This is a genomic window from Vreelandella titanicae BH1 (assembly GCF_000336575.1).
GTDB classification, from domain to species: domain Bacteria; phylum Pseudomonadota; class Gammaproteobacteria; order Pseudomonadales; family Halomonadaceae; genus Vreelandella; species Vreelandella titanicae.
Genome location: NZ_AOPO01000008.1, coordinates 133906 through 153046 on the forward strand (window position 1 = coordinate 133906; position 19141 = coordinate 153046).

At 53.8% G+C, this 19141-nt stretch carries 16 protein-coding genes; 12 read left to right on the forward strand and 4 right to left on the reverse strand.

Annotated elements, in window-relative coordinates; genetic code table 11:
* Window positions 1-65: 65 nt before the first annotated feature.
* From HALTITAN_RS15320 to HALTITAN_RS15330, 3 genes are all read left to right on the forward strand, one after another.
* Window positions 66-1514 carry an alanine/glycine:cation symporter family protein gene (locus HALTITAN_RS15320; protein WP_022522710.1) on the forward strand — a complete coding sequence of 483 codons (1449 nt, stop codon included), beginning with the start codon at window positions 66-68 and terminating at the stop codon, window positions 1512-1514.
* 197 nt (window positions 1515-1711) lie between these two features.
* Window positions 1712-2320, forward strand: coding sequence for an FMN-dependent NADH-azoreductase (locus HALTITAN_RS15325; protein WP_039859677.1), 609 nt, complete (start codon window positions 1712-1714; stop codon window positions 2318-2320).
* A gap of 41 nt (window positions 2321-2361) precedes the next feature.
* Complete coding sequence (locus tag HALTITAN_RS15330) at window positions 2362-2661, forward strand: MGMT family protein (protein ID WP_022522712.1); 300 nt, start codon at window positions 2362-2364, stop codon at window positions 2659-2661.
* A gap of 162 nt (window positions 2662-2823) precedes the next feature.
* Here HALTITAN_RS15330 and HALTITAN_RS15335 read toward each other — a convergent pair whose 3' ends face one another.
* Both HALTITAN_RS15335 and HALTITAN_RS15340 read right to left on the reverse strand, forming a co-directional pair.
* Window positions 2824-4392: a bifunctional GNAT family N-acetyltransferase/carbon-nitrogen hydrolase family protein gene (locus HALTITAN_RS15335; RefSeq protein WP_009287650.1), complete on the reverse strand. Its 1569-nt coding sequence runs from the start codon at window positions 4390-4392 to the stop codon at window positions 2824-2826.
* A 42-nt stretch (window positions 4393-4434) separates the two neighbouring features.
* A complete protein-coding gene (locus HALTITAN_RS15340; protein ID WP_009287651.1) occupies window positions 4435-5349 on the reverse strand; it encodes a DMT family transporter in 915 nt (304 codons plus the stop codon).
* A gap of 180 nt (window positions 5350-5529) precedes the next feature.
* On the opposite strand from HALTITAN_RS15340, the gene HALTITAN_RS15345 reads away from it, so the two are divergent.
* Window positions 5530-7551, forward strand: a complete 2022-nt coding sequence (locus HALTITAN_RS15345; protein ID WP_039859679.1) for an NADPH-dependent 2,4-dienoyl-CoA reductase — start codon at window positions 5530-5532, stop codon at window positions 7549-7551.
* 17 nt (window positions 7552-7568) lie between these two features.
* Here HALTITAN_RS15345 and HALTITAN_RS25595 read toward each other — a convergent pair whose 3' ends face one another.
* Window positions 7569-7742, reverse strand: coding sequence for a hypothetical protein (locus HALTITAN_RS25595; protein WP_161609185.1), 174 nt, complete (start codon window positions 7740-7742; stop codon window positions 7569-7571).
* 167 nt (window positions 7743-7909) lie between these two features.
* Between HALTITAN_RS25595 and HALTITAN_RS15350 the strand changes: the two genes are divergently transcribed.
* From HALTITAN_RS15350 to HALTITAN_RS15365, 4 genes are all read left to right on the forward strand, one after another.
* Window positions 7910-8956, forward strand: coding sequence for a threonine aldolase family protein (locus HALTITAN_RS15350; RefSeq protein WP_009287653.1), 1047 nt, complete (start codon window positions 7910-7912; stop codon window positions 8954-8956).
* Window positions 8957-9249: 293 nt separating this feature from the next.
* Window positions 9250-11172 carry a PrkA family serine protein kinase gene (locus HALTITAN_RS15355; RefSeq protein ID WP_009287654.1) on the forward strand — a complete coding sequence of 641 codons (1923 nt, stop codon included), beginning with the start codon at window positions 9250-9252 and terminating at the stop codon, window positions 11170-11172.
* A gap of 38 nt (window positions 11173-11210) precedes the next feature.
* Window positions 11211-12497, forward strand: coding sequence for a YeaH/YhbH family protein (locus HALTITAN_RS15360; RefSeq protein WP_009287655.1), 1287 nt, complete (start codon window positions 11211-11213; stop codon window positions 12495-12497).
* 44 nt (window positions 12498-12541) lie between these two features.
* On the forward strand, window positions 12542-14110 hold the full coding sequence (locus tag HALTITAN_RS15365; RefSeq protein ID WP_009287656.1) for a SpoVR family protein: 1569 nt from the start codon (window positions 12542-12544) through the stop codon (window positions 14108-14110).
* A gap of 223 nt (window positions 14111-14333) precedes the next feature.
* On the opposite strand, the gene HALTITAN_RS15370 is transcribed toward HALTITAN_RS15365, so the two are convergent.
* Window positions 14334-14648: a high-potential iron-sulfur protein gene (locus HALTITAN_RS15370; protein WP_022522716.1), complete on the reverse strand. Its 315-nt coding sequence runs from the start codon at window positions 14646-14648 to the stop codon at window positions 14334-14336.
* Between the two features lie 348 nt (window positions 14649-14996).
* Here HALTITAN_RS15370 and HALTITAN_RS15375 point away from each other — a divergent pair, with 348 nt between their 5' ends.
* From HALTITAN_RS15375 to HALTITAN_RS15390, 4 genes are all read left to right on the forward strand, one after another.
* Complete coding sequence (locus HALTITAN_RS15375) at window positions 14997-15272, forward strand: Lrp/AsnC family transcriptional regulator (protein WP_008958975.1); 276 nt, start codon at window positions 14997-14999, stop codon at window positions 15270-15272.
* A 105-nt stretch (window positions 15273-15377) separates the two neighbouring features.
* Complete coding sequence (locus HALTITAN_RS15380) at window positions 15378-16223, forward strand: DNA/RNA non-specific endonuclease (protein WP_039859681.1); 846 nt, start codon at window positions 15378-15380, stop codon at window positions 16221-16223.
* 211 nt (window positions 16224-16434) lie between these two features.
* The gene (locus HALTITAN_RS15385) at window positions 16435-17049 is read left to right on the forward strand and encodes an NBR1-Ig-like domain-containing protein (RefSeq protein ID WP_022522718.1); all 615 of its coding nucleotides are present in this window, start codon (window positions 16435-16437) and stop codon (window positions 17047-17049) included.
* Window positions 17046-19097 carry a TonB-dependent siderophore receptor gene (locus HALTITAN_RS15390; protein WP_039859683.1) on the forward strand — a complete coding sequence of 684 codons (2052 nt, stop codon included), beginning with the start codon at window positions 17046-17048 and terminating at the stop codon, window positions 19095-19097. The genes HALTITAN_RS15385 and HALTITAN_RS15390 overlap by 4 nt, the downstream gene beginning before the upstream one ends.
* Window positions 19098-19141 lie beyond the last annotated feature (44 nt).

Sequence of the window (19141 nt, forward strand, 5' to 3'; positions counted from 1 at the left end):
CCTTGCCATTTTGGTGCAGCCGTGAAAAATGATGCGCTTTCATTGTTTAAAAAGGCGTGATCTTCATGGACTTTACTCTCCCTCCGTTGCTGACATCGCTGGTGGATCGCGGCAACGGCTTGCTCTGGGGCAGCGTGCTGATTTATCTGCTGATTGGCGCGGGTCTCTATTTTACTGTGATGACACGCGGTATTCAGCTGCGCTATTTCGGCCATATGTTTAAGCTGCTGGGCAGCTCCCGACAATCAAACGGCGGTATCTCTTCGTTTCAAGCGCTCTCAACCAGTCTGGCGGCCCGAGTCGGTACCGGTAACCTGGCGGGTGTCGCGGTGGCTATTTATTTTGGTGGCCCTGGGGCCATTTTCTGGATGTGGATGACCGCAATGGTTGGGATGGCGACCAGTTTTGTGGAGTCCACCCTGGCTCAGGCGTACAAAACAGACCACGGCGACAACACCTTCCGCGGCGGCCCTGCGCGTTATATTGAGCGTGGTTTGGGCTTGCGCTGGCTGGCTGTGCTGTTCTCTATCTGTTTGATCATTGCCTTTGGGTTAGCGTTCAACAGCGTTCAGGCCAACTCTATCGCCCAGGCCATGGAACAGGCGTTCGCCATTCCCACCTGGGCCATGGGGTTAGTTTTGATGGCTGTTGTGGCGCCGATCATCTTCGGCGGTTTGAAGTCGATTGCCAAGGTGGCTGAACTGGTGGTTCCGCTCATGGCGCTGCTCTACTTAATTCTGGCGCTGGTGGTAGTCGGGTTGAATATCAGTGACTTGCCCGCAGCGATCATGACCATTGTGCGCAGTGCATTTGGCTTTGAGCAGGCGGCCGGTGGGGCAGTAGGCTACGCGGTATCCCAGGCGATTATGAACGGCATTCAGCGCGGGCTGTTTTCCAATGAAGCGGGGATGGGCTCAGCGCCCAATGCCGCGGCCACGGCCTCTACGCGGCCAGATCATCCTGCTGCCCAGGGCTTTATTCAGATGCTCGGGGTGTTTCTGGATACCCTAGTGATCTGTACGGCCACGGCGGCCATCATCATTATGGCGGGGCCGGAGCTGATGGCGGGCGATGAGAACAACGGCATTCAGTTGACCCAAATGGCGCTTTCCAGCCATGTGGGCGATTGGGGCGGTATGTTTATCGCGGTGGCGATTCTGCTGTTTGCGTTTACCTCGGTGATTGCCAACTACTCCTACGGCGAGTCCAACATTGAGTATCTGGCCGGGCGCCGCGCCCCGGTTGCCGTGTTTATTTACCGCTTAGCGGTGCTGGCGATGATTATGATTGGCTCGGTGGCAAGCCTGGGGGCGATTTGGAACTTCGCCGACCTCTCTATGGGTATGATGGCTATTATTAACCTGGTCGCTATTCTGCTTCTCTCGCCAGTAGCTTTCGCACTCTTCCGCGACTACGAAGCGCAGTTGAAAGCGGGCAAAGAGCCTGTGTTTGATCCCAGCCTTTTTCCCAAGCTGGTTAATAAAGTCGATCCCAAGGCCTGGCCCAAGAAGTAATCAAGCTTAAGTAAACGAGCTATAGCCATTTAAACCACTAGCTGCGCCCCGCCTCGCATTTTGCGTCGCGGGGCTTTTTATTGGCCGTCACATGATTCGATTTAATCGAATACAAGTCGTAAAACGTTGCGCTTTTGCTTCTTGGAAAGCGCCGTAGAATAGCTTCCAATCCTTCCCTGTACATTTTGGAGCTTTCAATGACGACTCGTGCCCTGGTAATTACCTCTTCGATTCTGGCTGAAAACGGCCAATCCATTGCGTTGGCTAATCGCTTTATTGAGCAGGCGAGCACCCGCAACGATGTAAACGTTACTCAGCGTGACGTGGTGAAAACCTCGCTCCCTCACCTGGATATTAGCGAACTGGGGGCTTGGCAGGTGGCGGCCGCAGAGCGTACCGCTGAGCAGCAGGCGTTAGCCGCGCGCTCGGACGAACTGCTGGCTGAGCTACGCGCCAATGATGTGCTGGTCATTGCGGTACCGATGTATAACCTGGGTATTCCTTCACAGCTGAAGGCGTGGTTTGACCGTGTTCTGCGTGCCGGTGAAACGTTCCGCTATACCGAAAACGGCCCGCAAGGGTTGGTAGAAGGCAAGCGAGCGATTATTCTGGCCGCGCGGGGTGGTCAGTACGCGGGTACGGAATTTGACAGCCAAACACCACACCTGAAAGCCATGCTGGGGCTGATGGGAATTAAAGAGGTTGACGTGGTCTATGCTGAAGGGCTGAATTTGGGTGAGCAGCAGCGCGAAGCTGCAATAAAAGAAGCTTTCCAAGCGATCGATCAACTGGTTGAGGGGCTTTAAGCACATTCAGAAGCGCCCTCAAGAAATAAAAGGATAGTCACATGGCTCGGCCGGAATTACTCGAACAGATTTACACTATTGTCGATCAAATTCCGCCGGGCCGGGTGACGACCTATGGCCGCATTGCCGCCATGACCGAAGGTGCTACCCCACGCATGGTAGGTTCGGCAATGCGCCACCTGCCGGATGGCCACCAGTTGCCTTGGCATCGCGTGATCGCATCGTCTTTGAAGCTTGCCGATCACGGCGGCGCCGAACGCCAGCACCGCAAATTACGCGATGAGGGGGTGTTGTTCGATGCCAAAGGACGAGTGCCCGCGCACCTTGTTTGGCCTGATTAACCGTTTAAGGCACTTTTAGAAACGATAATGTCGCCCAACTTGGGCGGCATTATCGTATTTACGAATGCTTTTGATGAATGCGTATCTGTGACGGGCGTTGGTGATGCGCTTTACACCTCACTCCTCACATTTAACGCCTCACTTTTCCCCACATTTAACCCCTCAATCCTCCAGATTGGCACCTGATTTCCACGACCAGTCGCGCCAGCGTAGGTCAAACAGATCCTTGCGGCGGTCTTTAAGGTTGGTCACCGAACCTTCGGCACGTACTACCGTTAGGCGAGTGAGGTCCAAGTCCGAGAAGAAGATCATCTCGGTATTGGGAGTAGTTTCCGCCAGTACCGCATCGTGGGGGAACGCGAAGTCAGACGGCGAGAACACCGCTGATTGGGCGTACTGGATATCCAAGTTTTCAATCGAAGGCAGGTTGCCGACGCTGCCGCAGAGCACCACGTAGCACTCATTTTCGATCGCCCGCGCTTGACTGCAATGGCGCACGCGCAGGTAACCGTTTTTGGTGTCGGTCCAGAAGGGCACAAACAGAATGTCCATATCCTGGTCGGCCAGCAGTCGGCCCAGTTCCGGAAACTCCACGTCGTAGCAGATCAGTATGCCCACGCGGCCAGCGTCGGTATCGAACACCTGTAGCTCATCGCCGCCCTCGATCACCCAGTCGCGACGCTCTTGAGGTGTAATATGCAGCTTGGCCTGGCGCTCAACGGTGCCGTCACGGTGGAAGAGGTAGGCGATATTGTAGAGTCGGTCATCGTCACCTACTTCAATCATCGAGCCGCCGACAATATTGATATTGTAGGAGACCGCCATACGTGACAGTTCAGACTTAAAACGCTCGGTGAAGCCGGCCAAAAAGCGAATCGCGCCCATTTGATCCTGCTGGGCGGCGCGGTCTTGGAGGCCCATCAACGGCGCGTTGAACAACTCTGGGAAAACGGCAAAGTCACTTTGATAGTCGGAGAGCGCGTCTACGAAGTACTCGATCTGCTGAAGCGCGGCTTCCACCGATGAAAACTCACGCATCTGCCACTGCACCGCACCCACCCGTACTTGGGTCGGTTTGTTGTCGAGCACACTGGCAGCGGGCTCAAACAAAATGTTGTTCCACTCCAATAGGGTGGCGTAACCGCGCGACTGCTCATCTTCAGGCAGGTATTTGCGCAGTAGGCGCTTTACCTGAAAATCGTTGGCCTGCTGGAAAGACAGAATCGGGTCGTAGATCTCTTTGCGCGAGACTTTATCAATGTATTGGGCAGGCGTGAGTTCATCGGCGTGCTGGTGATACTCAGGAATACGCCCACCGGCTAAAATCGCCCGTAGGTTCATTGAGCGACATAGCTCTTTACGCGCTTCATAAAGGCGGCGGCCCAGGCGATAACCGCGGTAATCTGGGTGAATCAGCACATCCAGCCCGTACATGGCGTCGCCATTCTCGTCATTGAGGATGATCTCGCGATGGCCAATCAGGTCATCGTACTTATGCGGGTTGGAAAATTCGTCGTAATCCACCTGAACGGTGAGTGCTACGCCCACCAGAAGGCCATCGTCTTCAATCGCGATTTGGCCGTCGGGGAATTCCTGAATTAATTTGTCAATGGTGCGCTTTGGCCATGCTCCGCCGATATCGTGATAGACGGCGTCCATCAATGCCTTGAGCTGATCGTAGTCATCGCTCATTAGGTTGCGCAGATTAAGATGCAGTTCTTCCAGGGACATATCAGGGCTTCCCAGCGTTAGAAATCGACGGCCATTCTAGCATTATCGGGCGCTGCTCGGCTTATCCGAGGTTAAACCACGTGCTAACGGGCGTGTCAGCGTTTGCGCCATAATGACACCCGCCAGTATCAGCAGCCCACCGGTAAAGTGGAACCCTGCCACTTGTTCACCCAAGAAGGCCATCGCAATCAGTGCGCTAAACAGTGGCATTAGGTTGATGAAAATACTCGATTGATTGGCACCGATCTGGCGAACCGCGCGCATCCACAAAAAGGTGGTGATGATCGAGGCAGGAATGCCCGCGTAGACAATCAGGCCGATATTCTGACTATCAATAGGTGTCATTGGCCCCATCAAATAAGGCGGTAACAAGAACAGCACCGCAAAACAGACCTGGGCGTAAAGCATGACCCAGGGCGGTAAATTCATCGACCAGCGTTTGAGCATCACCCCATATAGCGCGTAGCAAGTGGCTGCTACCACCATCAGCGCATCACCAAGGGCAACCTCTAGCTGTAGCAGCGAGAGCGGATTACCACGCCCTAGCAGAACGGTAACCCCCACGAAGGCCAGCACGCCGCCCACAATGCCGCCCAGGGTCGGCGGCTCGCGAAGAATCAGCGCGCTCAGCAGTACCGTTAACAACGGCACCATGGCGGCGAGAATCCCCATGTTGGTAGCGGTCGTCGTTTCTGCCGCCACATAGGCCAGCCCTTGCCATAGGCCCATGCCGAGTAGTCCAAGCAGCGCTAGCTTAGGCCACTGGCGGCGAATTTCGTCGCGGTGGCGTAACGCTGCAGGGAGTACAAACGGGGTCATCACCGCAAGGGCAAGCAGCCAGCGTAAAAAAGCGATACTGCTTGGCGCGATGGCGCCTACGCTAAGCTGATTAATGGTCATATTGCCCGACCAGATAAGCACGGTGGCGAGTGGCGGCAAAAAATACATCAAGGGCATAGCAACGGTTCCTTATCGTTAGCCGGGTAATGTGACGCGAATTTGCACACTGGGCAAGGGGGAGAACGGCAAACCTGGCAATATTCAGATAGGTAAAGGTCTGTACGTTGCGGCGAGTATGTCATACGCTTGTTTGAATGCGTTTTAACACTGTTACTAATAATACCAAGGAGTACCGTGATGACCCGTGCGCCCGCCTATCCGCACCTTTTCCGCCCGCTGACCATTGGCCATTTGACGCTGCCCAACCGCGTTTTGATGGGCTCTATGCATACCAATTTGGAAGAGGCGCCCAATGGCTTTGAACGCTTAGCGGCATTTTATGCCGAGCGTGCGCGGGAGGGGGTTAGCCTGATCGTCACCGGCGGTATTGCCCCTAATGCGGAAGGCGCCGTATTCCAGGGCGCCCACGCGCTCGTTGATGAGGCGCAGTTGCCAGAACACCGCCAGGTGGCAGACGCGGTGCATGCTGAGGGCGGTCATCTGTGCATGCAGATTCTTCATGCCGGGCGCTACGCCTACTCGCCGGATTTGGTAGCACCTTCGGCTATCCAGGCGCCGATCAATCCCTTTATGCCTAGAGCACTTTCTAGCGATGAGGTTGAGCAACAAATTGCTGACTACGTTCGCTGCGCAAGCTTAGCCAAACAGGCGGGCTACGATGGCGTTGAGATCATGGGGTCAGAAGGTTATCTGATCAATCAGTTTATCTGTCAGCGTACCAACCAGCGTGACGATGAGTGGGGCGGGGCGTTTGAAAACCGGATGCATTTTGCCGTTGAGATCGTGCGCCGTGTTCGCGAAGCGGTGGGTGAACGATTTGTGATTATCTTCCGCCTCTCGATGATTGATTTGGTCGAAGAGGGCAGCACCTGGGAAGAGGTCGTCACGCTGGGCCAGGCGATCGAAGCCGCCGGGGCGAACGTGATCAACACCGGTATCGGTTGGCACGAAGCGCGGGTGCCCACCATTGTGACCAGCGTGCCCCGCGCTGCCTTTACCGAGGTGACCCGGCGGATCAAATCAGCACTATCGATTCCGTTGATTACCACCAACCGTATCAATATGCCTGAGGTAGCCGAGCGCGTACTGGCGGCGGGCCACGCGGATATGGTCTCCATGGCGCGGCCTTTCCTGGCAGATCCCGCCTGGATACGCAAAGCCGAAGAGGGCTTGGCTGAAGAGATCAATACCTGTATCGCCTGTAACCAGGCCTGCCTGGATCACACCTTTGCCGGAAAGCTGACCTCCTGTTTGGTCAACCCCCGTGCCTGTCATGAAACCGAACTGGTGATAGAGCCCGCGCAAACCCCTAAACGCGTCGCCGTGGTGGGCGGTGGGCCCGCGGGTCTGGCAACGGCCGTGACAGCCGCTAGCCGCGGACACAGCGTGGTGCTGTTCGAACAGCGCAGTGAGCTAGGCGGGCAGTTTAACTACGCGCGTAAGATCCCCGGCAAAGAGGAGTTTAATGAAACCCTGCGCTACTACCGGGTGATGCTGGAGAAATATGCGGTAGAAGTACGTCTAAACACTACGGCAAGCGCAGAAACCCTCGCCGCTTTCGATGAGGTGGTCATGGCCACCGGCGTTAAGCCCCGGGAACTCAATCTTCCAGGTCACGACCACGGCAAGGTGTTGAGCTACGCCGAAGCGATTGAATCTCCCGAGCGTGTTGGGCGTAAAGTAGCGGTGATTGGCGCGGGAGGTATTGGTTTTGATGTGTCCGAACTGCTGGCCCACCAAGGCCACCCAGCCTTGGACATTGCCGACTGGTGCGACGAGTGGGGCGTTGATTTGGCAGTCGGCGAGCGGGGCGGTTTAAAAGCGCCGACGGCTCCAGTGGTTCCCCGCGAAATTGTCATGCTCCAGCGTAAAACTTCCAAGCCTGGCAAGTATCTGGGGAAAACCACCGGTTGGGTTCACCGCGCATCGCTTAAGCAGCGGGGAGTGAAAACTCTCACCGGCTGCGAATACCTCAAAATCGACGACGAGGGGCTGCATATTCGCCGCGATGGCGTTGACCAAGTACTTGCCGTGGATAGCATTGTGGTGTGCGCCGGGCAGGAGTCAGTGCGCGATCTACTGGCGCCGTTGGAACGCGCACGGGCGGTGGTACATATAATCGGCGGCGCGGATGAAGCTAGCGAACTGGATGCCAAGCGGGCAATTGAGCAGGGCACTCGATTGGCCGCTAGCCTATAGGCTGGATAGAGTAAATTTCATAAATCCCCATTCACCATGTTCGAGGGTAGGTTGAAGCGAGGGTCTTTCGCCATGGCCGGAATAATGTTCCCGACAATGCCGGCATTTCCGCCATCCATGGCGGTCAGATGGCGAAAGTAGCGTCCATGGACGGATTCACAGCGCCCTCGCGGAAACCTGCCCTCGGCCACCGACGTGTCCCGAGATAGTTCTGTGTAGGTGAGTTGAGCGGGTGACGTTAGCCCATAAATGGCGATAGACTAAATGACTAATCTAGTTATTAAGAATAGCTAGATATTAAAGGCGCGAGTGGCACCCAGCTCGCGCCGTTCGATCGCCAGATAAAAGGACTGTCGTCATGACCTCGGAGTGTAGCCCGCGTTTTTTAGCCAGTGATAACACCTCCGGTATCTGCCCGGAGGCGATGGAATATCTACTAGAAGCCAATCGTTGCGATGACTTGGCCTACGGTAACGATCTCTGGACAGCCCGTGCCGCGGATCGCTTTCGCGAGATGTTTGACTACGACTGCGATGTCTTCTTCGTTTTCAACGGCACCGCCGCTAACTCCCTGGCACTCTCTGCAATGGGACGCAGCTACCACAGCGTTATTTGCCACGAGCTGGCGCATATCGAAACCGACGAGTGCGGCGGTCCAGAGTTCTTCTCTAACGGAGCGAAGCTGCTGACCTCTCCGGGTGCCAATGGCAAGCTAACGCCGGAAGGCATTGAGGCGCTGGTCACCAAGCGCAGCGATATTCACTACCCAAAACCTAAAGTGGTATCGCTCACGCAAGCCACCGAAGTGGGCACGCTCTACTCCCGGGAAGAGCTCATGGCGATTCGTGCCATTGCCGATAAACATGACTTGCGCTTGCACATGGACGGCGCCCGCTTTGCCAACGCTTGCGCCAGTCTAAATGCCACTCCCGCAGAAATTACCTGGCAGGTGGGAGTGGATGCGCTGTGTTTTTCGGGTACCAAAAACGGCTTAGCGTTTGGCGAAGCGATTCTGTTCTTTAACCGTGAATTAGCCGAAGATTTTTCCTACCGCTGCAAGCAGGCAGGGCAGTTGGCTTCCAAGATGCGCTTTGTCTCAGCGCCGTGGTTAGGGCTACTAGAAAGTGGTGCCTGGTTAACCAACGCACAGCACGCCAACGAGATGGCGCGCTACCTATCGGAAGGGCTGCAAGCGCTACCCGGCGTATCGCTCATGTTCCCTACCCAAGCCAATAGCGTGTTCGTTGAATTGCCGCCCCACGCTATTGAAGCGTTGAAAGCTAAAGGCTGGACCTTCTATACCTTTATTGGCGCAGGTGGCGCGCGTTTTGTATGTGCGTGGAACACCACCGTTGAATTGCTGGATGGTCTATTGGCCGATATTCGCGCGGTACTTGAGCGTTAAAGCCGTCAGTTACTCTCTTTTTTGCCGCTGTTGGGCGCTTTTGACCTAGTGATGTCGCTGCCTAAAGCAGCGACATCACTGCTTTAGCGCTTTGCGTTTATTTGAGATGCTTGGACTAACGCAACTATTCGTCTGAATAATTCTCTTATCTATATCGCTGCTGCGTTGAAGGTTTTAGTCATCACTTTTTGCTAATGCTGACTACGCTAAAAAAGCGACACCTCGTTTGGCACGCCGTTGCGAAACATTTGGCTTGACGGTGACTGCCTGGGGATGGGCCACAGGAGAGTTTCATGAGCATCTTTGATCACGTTCAAGACCGTTTTTCCCGCGTTCAGCAAGAGGACATGAGCCTGGAGGAGTATCTGGCGCTTTGTCGCCGTGATCCGAAGGTTTATGCCAGCGCCGCCGAGCGCATGCTGGAAGCCGTAGGCGAGCCTGAAGTGATCGACACGGCGAAAGACCCGCGTCTATCACGTATTTTTTCCAATAAAGTGATTCGTCGCTATCCAGCCTTTGCCGAGTTTCACGGTATGGAGGAGGCCATTGAGCAAATCGTCTCCTACTTCCGCCATGCGGCTCAAGGGCTTGAAGAGCGCAAACAGATTCTCTATCTGCTTGGCCCTGTGGGCGGCGGTAAGTCGTCGCTGGCAGAGCGTCTTAAGCTGCTGATGGAGCGGATTCCGTTCTATGCCATTAAAGGCTCGCCGGTCTACGAGTCGCCGCTTGGCTTGTTCTCACCCGAAGAGGACGGAGAACTGCTCGAGAAAGAGTACGGTATCCCACAGCGCTATTTGCGCAGCGTAATGTCGCCCTGGGCGGCAAAACGGCTAAATGAGTACGGCGGCGATATCTCCCAGTTCCGGGTAGTGCGTTTGTACCCATCACGGCTTAACCAGATCGCTATTTCCAAAACCGAGCCGGGGGATGAGAACAACCAGGATATCTCGTCGCTGGTGGGTAAAGTCGATATTCGCCAATTGGAGCTTTACTCCCAGGATGATCCGGATGCCTACAGCTTCTCTGGCGGTTTATGCCGTGCTAACCAGGGGCTGATGGAGTTTGTGGAGATGTTCAAAGCGCCGATCAAGGTGCTGCATCCACTGCTTACCGCGACGCAAGAGGGTAACTACAACCCCACCGAAGGCATGGGGGCGATACCTTTTGATGGTGTAATTCTGGCCCACTCCAACGAGTCGGAGTGGCAGGCGTTTCGCAATAATCGCAATAACGAAGCGTTCCTTGATCGGGTTTATATCGTCAAGGTGCCTTATTGTTTGCGGGTTACCGAAGAGATCAAGATCTATCAAAAACTACTCGAAGACTCTTCGCTTAACGCCGCGCCCTGCGCACCGGACACGCTGCGCATGTTGGCCCAGTTCTCGGTACTGTCACGGCTAAAAGCGCCGGAAAACTCCAATATTTACTCGAAAATGCGCGTTTACGACGGTGAAAATCTGAAAGACACCGACCCTCGCGCCAAGTCGATTCAGGAGTACCGCGACGCCGCAGGCGTTGACGAGGGTATGCAGGGTCTCTCCACTCGCTTTGCGTTCAAGATTCTCTCTAAGGTATTTAACTTCGACAGCACCGAGGTGGCTGCTAACCCAGTCCATTTACTTTATGTGCTTGAGCAGGCGTTGGAGCGCGAGCAACTGCCATCGGAAGTGTTTGAGCGCTACTTGGGCTTTATCAAAGAGTATATGGCGCCTCGTTACGTGGACTTTATTGGTAAGGAGATCCAGACCGCTTACCTCGAATCCTACAGCGAGTATGGCCAGAATATCTTTGACCGCTATGTGACCTACGCAGATTTCTGGATTCAGGATCAGGAATACCGCGACCACGAAACCGGCGAGTTACTAGACCGCCAGGCGCTCAACGAAGAGCTGGAGAAAATCGAAAAACCCGCGGGTATCTCGAATCCTAAAGACTTCCGCCACGAGGTGGTCAATTTTGTGCTGCGGGCGCGGGCGCAAAACAACGGTATGAACCCGAGCTGGCAGTCCTATGAAAAGCTCAAGGGCGTTATCGAGCACAAAATGTTCGCCAATACCGAAGAGCTGTTGCCGGTGATTTCGTTCAATGCCAAGGCTTCTCGCTCGGATCAGAAAAAGCACGAAGACTTTGTGGCGCGGATGGTCGATCGCGGCTACACCGAAAAACAGGTGCGGTTGCTATCCGAGTGGTATCTGCGCGTGCGCAAGTCCCAGTAATGGATGGTGTGCTTAAGATGAGCGTTTAAGGAGGTCGTATGACCTACTTTATTGATCGAAGGCCGAACGCGAAACATAAAAGCGCGGTGAACCGGCAGCGCTTTTTGGAGCGCTACCGTAAGCATATCAAGCGCTCGGTTGAAGAGGCCGTTAACCGCCGCTCGATTACGGATATGGAGCGTGGTGAGAACGTTTCGATACCGGCAAAGGATATCTCCGAGCCGGTCTTCCAGCATGGTCCGGGTGGGGCGCGTAATATCGTTTCACCCGGTAATAAAGAGTTTGTCGCCGGTGATAAAATCCGCCGCCCCAGTGGGCAGGGGGGCGGTGGTGGCGCAGGCGAGGGCGGCCCCTCTAATCAGGGTGAAGGCGTCGATGAGTTCGCTTTTACGCTGAGCCGCGAAGAGTTTTTGGAGTTTGTTTTTGACGGTTTAGAGCTGCCCCATTTGCAGCGCAAACCGTTGAAATCGCTTGAAGAGGTCAAAATGGTGCGGGCGGGGCTCTCCCGGGACGGTGTGCCGTCGCGGATTAGCATTACCCGCTCTATGCGCGAAGCCTATGCTCGGCGCATTGCTATGCGCGCGCCGATTAAACGGGCGTTAAGAGAGGCGATTGATGCCCTGGAGGCCGAAGAACGCAAGGACACGGTGCTGCGTAATCCCACCCGCATTGCCGAGCTGAAAGCCGAAATTGAGCGCCTGGAGAAGCGCATCGCGGGCGTACCGTTTATTGACACCTACGACCTGCGCTACCACCAACTAAGCGCACAGCCTCAGCCTTCCAATCAAGCGGTGATGTTTTGCGTTATGGATGTCTCCGGCTCGATGACCCAAAACCACAAAGACATCGCCAAGCGGTTTTTCCTGCTGCTCTATCTGTTCTTGGAGAAGCACTACGAGAAGGTCGAGTTGGTTTTTGTGCGCCACCATACGGCTGCTCGGGAAGTCAGTGAAGAGGAGTTTTTCTACTCGCGGGAAACCGGCGGTACGATTGTTTCCAGTGCGCTGAACCTGGTGAATAAAATCATCGAAAAGCGCTATCCCGTTGGCCAATGGAATCTGTATGTGGCCCAGGCGTCCGATGGTGATAACTGGGATGATGACTCGAATATTTGCCGCGACTTACTGGTCAAACAGTTGATGCCGCAGCTGCAATACTACGCCTACGTTGAGATCACGCCCCATGACCATCAGTCACTGTGGCATGAGTACGAAAGTGTGGTGAAAGAGTTCCCCGAGCGCTTTGCCATGCGCCAAATTGTGGAGGCGGGCGATATTTATCCGGTCTTTCGTGAACTGTTTAAGCGCCGCTTAAGCCAGTCCTAGTGACCTTGTATACAGGTTAGTGACCGCGTGTAGAGGAGGGGGCTATGAGTGCGACCCGCAAGCGTAAGCCGATTGCCACCGGCTCCGATTGGAACTTCAGTGTACTGGAGCGTTTTGATGCGGAGCTGGCCAGGCTCGCTGATGAGTATCGGCTAGATACCTATCCTAATCAGATAGAAGTCATCACTACCGAGCAGATGATGGATGCCTATGCGAGTGTAGGCATGCCGGTGGGCTATCACCACTGGTCGTTCGGCAAGCAGTTTCTAGCCGTCGAGCAGGCGTACAAGCGTGGCCAGATGGGCTTAGCCTATGAACTGGTGATCAATTCCGACCCCTGCATCGCTTATTTAATGGAGGAGAATACGCTGATGATGCAGGTGTTGGTGATGGCTCACGCCTGCTACGGCCACAACTCCTTTTTTAAGGGGAACTACCTGTTTCGCACCTGGACCGATGCCTCTTCAATTGTTGATTACCTGGTGTTTGCGCGTAAATATATCGCCAAGTGTGAAGAACGCCACGGCGTGCAGGCCGTTGAGCAGTTACTGGATGCTTGCCATGCGCTACAAAACTATGGGGTCGACCGTTACAAGCGGCCCTCGCCGATCTCTGCCGAGGAAGAAGCGAAGCGCCAGGAGGAGCGTGAAAGCTACCTGCAAACCCAGGTGAATATGCTCTGGCGTACCATTCCTGAGGCACCTATCAGCGATTCACCGCTGTCAACGGGGGGCCTGCATGCTGACGATGACCCATTGGGCTTGCACAGCGGCGGCCACTATCCTCCGGAACCTCAAGAGAACCTGCTCTACTTTATTGAAAAAAATGCGCCGCTGCTGGCGCCCTGGCAGCGTGAAATCGTGCGGATTGTGCGCAAGTTGGCGCAGTATTTTTATCCTCAGCGGCAGACCCAGGTAATGAATGAGGGCTGGGCGTGCTTTTGGCACTACACGCTGATGAACCGGCTCTACGACGATGGCAATGTCGATGAGGGATTAATGCTGGAGTTTCTGCAGTCTCACGCGGCGGTCATTAACCAGCCAGCGTTTGATAATCCTCACTTCAGTGGGATTAACCCCTATGCTCTTGGCTTCGCAATCTTTATGGATATTAAGCGGATCTGCGACGCACCCACCGATGAGGATCGCGAGTGGTTCCCTGATATTGCAGGCACTCCGTGGCGGGAAACGCTGGAGTTTGCGATGCGCAACTTCAAGGATGAGTCGTTTATTCAGCAGTTTTTATCACCGAAGGTGATGCGTGACCATAAACTGTTTTTGGTGGTGGATGACGATCAGGTGGAGACCCTTGAAGTCGCAGCGATTCATAACGAACAGGGCTACCGCCAGGTTCGGGAAGCGCTTGCCACTCAGTACGCGCTCTCTGTCCGCGAACCCAATATTCAAGTGGTTGAAGCGGCTATTCGTGGGGATCGCTCGCTAACACTCCATCACGTGCAGGATAGTCGCCGCCCATTAGGCCGCAGTGTTTATCCGGTGATTCGCCATCTACAGCAGCTATGGGGCTTCCCTGTTCATCTTGTCTCTTTGGAAGAGGGACGGGTAACGCGGCGTTTTCATTGGCCGGTAGAGGATGAAAGCCCGGCTTCTTAGGGTTTGTACGAAAAGTCGGCGAGCGAAGACTAGACAAGGCAAAAATCAACGAGAAAGCAGAGTTTACGGGGTGTAAATGAGCATTTCGAGGCGATTTTTAACGCAGTATTGTTGAGCGCAGGCAGTTTTCGTACAAAGCCTAGCTGCTAGTGTGTCTTAAACAAAACTACCCCGCTCAAATGGCGGGGTAGAGGTGCTTATACGGCTATCAATTTTTAAACGCTTAAGCTTGGGCAGTCCAGGATTGGCACCAGCCAGCGGGTGCTACGCTATTCTCCGGAAATAGCTGGCAACCCTCAGTGTCTGCATTAAAGAACATGCAGTTATCGCAGCGTTCGCCCTCTTCATAAGCGGGATGATCGCTGGCTTCACTGGCGTCTTCTACATAGTTAAGCGCTTGGGCGTTGCTTGCGGAAGGATCAAGGCGCGGCAGCTCTTGGGCGAAAGCAGTTTTAGAAAGAATGCCAGCTCCCAGTGGAAGGGCTGCAAGACCCAACATGCTGTTGCGCATAAAGTCACGACGGCTCTTATTAGCCATGATTTCTCCTTATCGTCACGGTCTGACGTTTGGTCACGTTGTTGGGTGGTTATCCACCTCTTTGTGCTCCGCGTAGTCTTATAAGCCGGAGCTCTCTGCTACATCTTTCAATCAGTTGTATTTTCGACCTACTATTTTTTTCAACCTACTACAATTTAGGCCAGCCGTTTTCAACCCTATTCTTAAACTACATGCTAGCGGATGTATAAGGGTTGTGCGAATAGTGCTGCTGGAATAGCGACAATTGGTCACGCTGTCGCCGGGTGCTGCGCTCGCTTCCTCGTCGCTGCTATACTCTGCCCAGCTTTGACACTACTTTTATGACCATTTTCTCTTAAGGGGCGCGCCATGCAAAACGCAGTCATTTTAATCAATACCGATAAAGGCCAGGTCAAGGCCGTGGCCGAGCGCTTGGCCGATGTAGAGGGCATTAGCGAGGTGTACTCCACCTGCGGCCGCTACGACTTAGTGGCCATTGCTCGCACCCGTGATTTTGAAAGCTTGGCTGAATTGGTGACTGAGCGCCTGAACGCCGTAGAAGGTATCAGCGATACAGAAACCCTGAATGCCATGCAGGTTCACTCCCGCCACGATCTTGAAACCATGTTCTCTTTGGGTTGGTAGCCCTTTATTATTTGGTTACACGCAAAGCGTTCACGAACGCAGTGAAAATGAAAAATCGCTAATGTAAGCATTTAACAAGGGGAAAGTCTGTTGGGAACATCGCTTTTGAGCTGGCGTCGACAGGGGCGACGCCTGGGCATTGCTGTGCTTTTTGTGGTAGTTGGCACAGGGCTGTGGGAGTTTCAGGAGCGCCAGCATAAAGATGCTTACACCTGGATGGGGGTGCCAACGTGGGAGGAGTTTCGCCCCACTACGATGCACCGAGTGCTGCGCAATGATGGCTACTTGGTAGGCTGGTCCGATGTGCGGGTCAATCCGCTATGGGTAAGTTATCAGGTTGAAGCAGTAGACGACTCGAGCATCGGCCCAAGGCCAAATTTTCAAGCCGATTGGCGCACGCTATGGCCGATAGGCACCGACAGCTACGCCGGTAGCGGTTACGACCGAGGCCATTTAGCACCAAACTACGCCATTGCAGCGGTGCATGGGCGCAGCGCTCAGGTCGATACCTTCCTAATGAGCAATATGTCTCCGCAACGGCCCAATCTGAACCGACAGCTCTGGCAGCGGTTAGAAGAAACGGTGATGGATCACTTTGCGCCACGCTTTGAAAGGTTGCAGGTGATTACCGGCCCCATTTACCCAGAACACTTTATGGATAACGTGTTCAACCGGGTGGGGCTGGTCGAAGTGCCTTCGGCTTTTTACAAGATCATAGTGGCGCCCCACAGCGAGGCACCATTGGCGTTGGCGTTCATCATGCCACAAGACGTTCGGGGCAATGAGCCGCTAGATGACTATTTGGTGACCATCGATGAGATTGAGGCACGCACAGGGCTTAACTTCTTCCCCGACCTGACACCACAGCTTGAGGCTGTACTGGAAGGTGAGCTGCGTATACAAGGGTGGGCGCTGGAAGATGTAGCAAAGCGGCCGGGGCGGTATCAATAGTTGTCGAATGCCTTTTGTATCCAAGCCATATTGTTCCGCTTTTCTATTTCTCACCCTAAATTAATGACATCTAATTTAGACTTAATTAAAATTAATTTTTATTGAATTTTGCTTTAATTATCATGATAATGGCTTAAAGGATGATTTCAAAAAAACCTCTTGGGTGTGCGATCAGGAAGGTCAAGCACATCTAATTGTAAGGCTATCCTTTATGAGTGGGAGACGGTTTTCAACATCGTTAAATGAACTAATTGAACAGTCTAATCTCACCAAAACCCAGTTGGCCGAGCGGGCAGGTATTTCTCGTGCAAGCCTGTATAACTTGCTCAGTGGGGACGTGGCAGAGAGCAAGCTTTCAACGTTAATTCGTCTCTCTTCGGCACTCGGTGTTCACCCGCTCGACATTATTCATCCCTACTTTCATAAAAGCATGCGCGGTAGGCTGGCGACTACTCACCAAGCGGGCACCGCCTTTATCGAGGATGTTACTTACCCGGATTACTCGTCTGTGATGCCGCATCAAACCTTTGTAAAAACATGGGCGGTCATGAATACAGGCAAAGTCCCTTGGGAAAACTTATTTTTAGTTTGTCAGGATGCACCTGTCGAAGTAGGTGGCATGGCCATGGGGCTCCAACCTGATCAACCCCGGATAGCCATTCCTAAAACGGTACCAGGCGAGAAAATTTTGCTGTCCGTTACATTAACCGCACCTGGGTTGCCTTGTACTGTTAAATCGGAATGGAAAGCCACTGATGCCAACGGCAAGCTATGTTTTCCAGGCAAACTGCCGCTCTATTGCATTGTTAAGGTGTGCTCATTGTGACATTAAATAAACCCACCATGGTCAAGCCTAGGCAAGCGCTATTAACCATTGGAAATACTCTCGTTGTATTCGCCGTGTCCGCAAATGACAACCAGCAGCCCGTCGAGCTAGCGACCCAAATTGTTTATGCCCCAGTGTTAGTGAATCAAGAGGTTGGTTTCACTACAGCTCAAACTCCATTCCATCAAACGCAAAATACCCTAAGCATTGATTTTTTAGACCGTTTCAATGCAAATTCTGTGGCAAGCTTGAGCGACTACGTGCCAGGCGTTCAAGCCAGCCGCAATGGTGCAGGGATGGGGGAAGACTACTCGATACGGGGGTTCCCGCTAGGTGGACGTTTGTTATTGGATGGAGTACTGGATAACCAGAGCTATTATGTTCGCGATCCGGCCACCTACGAGCAGGTAGACTTTATCAAGGGCCATAACAGCGCCTGGTATGGCGCTGGTGTGCCAGGGGGCTCGATCAACTTTATTGCCAAAAGACCCCAATATCAGCCAAGCACCAGCGTTTCTGCTGGTCTGGGTAGCGACGATTATCAGGCGCTGGTGGTGGATTCCACCGGCCCGTTGGCACCACACAGTGCTTGGGCCTACCGCACGGTGCTGGCGGCTCGTCATCTTAATAGCGATAAGCAAAACGTAGACTCAAGCCCGGTAACGTTGCTCAATAGCGTAGCGTGGCAGGGAGAGAGCACCGAGCTTACTGGTAGCTGGGAATATAGTCGCCAGAACTATCCCTACGATTTTGACAATGTCTATGCTCAGGGCTCGCCGGTTTATGATGTCTCCTATGTGCATCCCGCCTCATTCGCGAAAAGTGAATACCACCGCTTTGAGCTGCAAAGTGACACTCAACTTGCATCTAACCTTCGTTTAGAAGGTATTTACCGGCGCATTACCGGTCAACGTGAAGAGAAGCGGATTGGCTTTTGGTTTATGGCCGATGAAGACAGTCCCTTGCCAGGCTACTACCGGGAAGTGGATGAAAACTTTACCCAAAACACCGGTCAGCTTAGCTTGCATTACGACTACGCACTGGGCGGGCTGCGCCATGAAACCGCCGTGGGGCTGGCATACCATGAAACTCAGTCGACTTATGATGACGCCGTTTCATCATACGATTTTAGCCTGAATATTTATCAGCCGGATTTTGACGTCTCACTACCCAGCCAAGACCAACTAACCCCATTGAGTGGCGATATCGACTGGCAGGAATCTGCGCTATTAATGAGCCAGAAAAGCCAACTAACCGATACGCTTGACCTCTCTTTAGGCGCACGTTACACGGATTATCGTTTAACCAATGTGAGCGGAAACTCCAGCACAAGCGAAGCGGATAACCGCGCGTTGAGTTATTCCGCTGGCTTGGCCTGGGCGCTTGATGACCAGCTAACTTTACGCGCCAGCTATAGTCAGTCGTGGCTGGCTAATCAAGGTCAGGATAAAAACGCTAATTACTTTGACCCCAGCCGTGGTGTTCAGCACGAGCTGGGGCTTAACTGGCAGCCGACTCCCTCCGCCACGCTGGATATGGCGCTGTTTAACATTCGCCAGAACAACCTGCTGGTACGCGACCTGGAAATAGCTGAACGCTATGTGCTGGCGGGCGAGAAAACGGTGAAAGGCGCTGAAGCCAATCTAAGCATTGAATTGAATGATCAATGGCAAGCCACTGCCGCCACGACGTATATGGAAGCTAGGCTGGAGAAAACCAATGATGCCAATGAAGGCAACCGCTTTCCCAGCGTTCCCACCCACCAGCACTCCTTGCTGCTGCATTACCAGCCGATCAGTCAGCTAACCCTCACACCGGGTGTGGTTTACCAAGGCAGCCGCCCCGGCGACCGGGCTAATAGCTTTTATGTAGATAGCTACACCCGCTACGACCTAAGCGCCCACTGGCAGGCGATGCCCGACCTCTCAATACAAGCCAGCATTCAAAACCTCACCGATATTGACTACGTCACCAGCAGCGCTGCCGACGATTTCTTGCGCTTTGGTGATCCTCGCACGCTGCGCATTAGTGCCACCAAGCAGTTTTAGGCCTGCACTGCCGCTTGTTTTAACTTTTTAGCGGCAGTGTCCAA

Coding starts and splice junctions, on each gene's coding strand:
- HALTITAN_RS15320 (WP_022522710.1), top strand. CDS start 66: ATGGACTTTACTCTCCCTCCGTTGCTGACATCGCTGGTGGATCGCGGC.
- HALTITAN_RS15325 (WP_039859677.1), top strand. CDS start 1,712: ATGACGACTCGTGCCCTGGTAATTACCTCTTCGATTCTGGCTGAAAAC.
- HALTITAN_RS15330 (WP_022522712.1), top strand. CDS start 2,362: ATGGCTCGGCCGGAATTACTCGAACAGATTTACACTATTGTCGATCAA.
- HALTITAN_RS15335 (WP_009287650.1), bottom strand. CDS start 4,392: ATGTCCCTGGAAGAACTGCATCTTAATCTGCGCAACCTAATGAGCGAT.
- HALTITAN_RS15340 (WP_009287651.1), bottom strand. CDS start 5,349: ATGCCCTTGATGTATTTTTTGCCGCCACTCGCCACCGTGCTTATCTGG.
- HALTITAN_RS15345 (WP_039859679.1), top strand. CDS start 5,530: ATGACCCGTGCGCCCGCCTATCCGCACCTTTTCCGCCCGCTGACCATT.
- HALTITAN_RS15350 (WP_009287653.1), top strand. CDS start 7,910: ATGACCTCGGAGTGTAGCCCGCGTTTTTTAGCCAGTGATAACACCTCC.
- HALTITAN_RS15355 (WP_009287654.1), top strand. CDS start 9,250: ATGAGCATCTTTGATCACGTTCAAGACCGTTTTTCCCGCGTTCAGCAA.
- HALTITAN_RS15360 (WP_009287655.1), top strand. CDS start 11,211: ATGACCTACTTTATTGATCGAAGGCCGAACGCGAAACATAAAAGCGCG.
- HALTITAN_RS15365 (WP_009287656.1), top strand. CDS start 12,542: ATGAGTGCGACCCGCAAGCGTAAGCCGATTGCCACCGGCTCCGATTGG.
- HALTITAN_RS15370 (WP_022522716.1), bottom strand. CDS start 14,648: ATGGCTAATAAGAGCCGTCGTGACTTTATGCGCAACAGCATGTTGGGT.
- HALTITAN_RS15375 (WP_008958975.1), top strand. CDS start 14,997: ATGCAAAACGCAGTCATTTTAATCAATACCGATAAAGGCCAGGTCAAG.
- HALTITAN_RS15385 (WP_022522718.1), top strand. CDS start 16,435: ATGAGTGGGAGACGGTTTTCAACATCGTTAAATGAACTAATTGAACAG.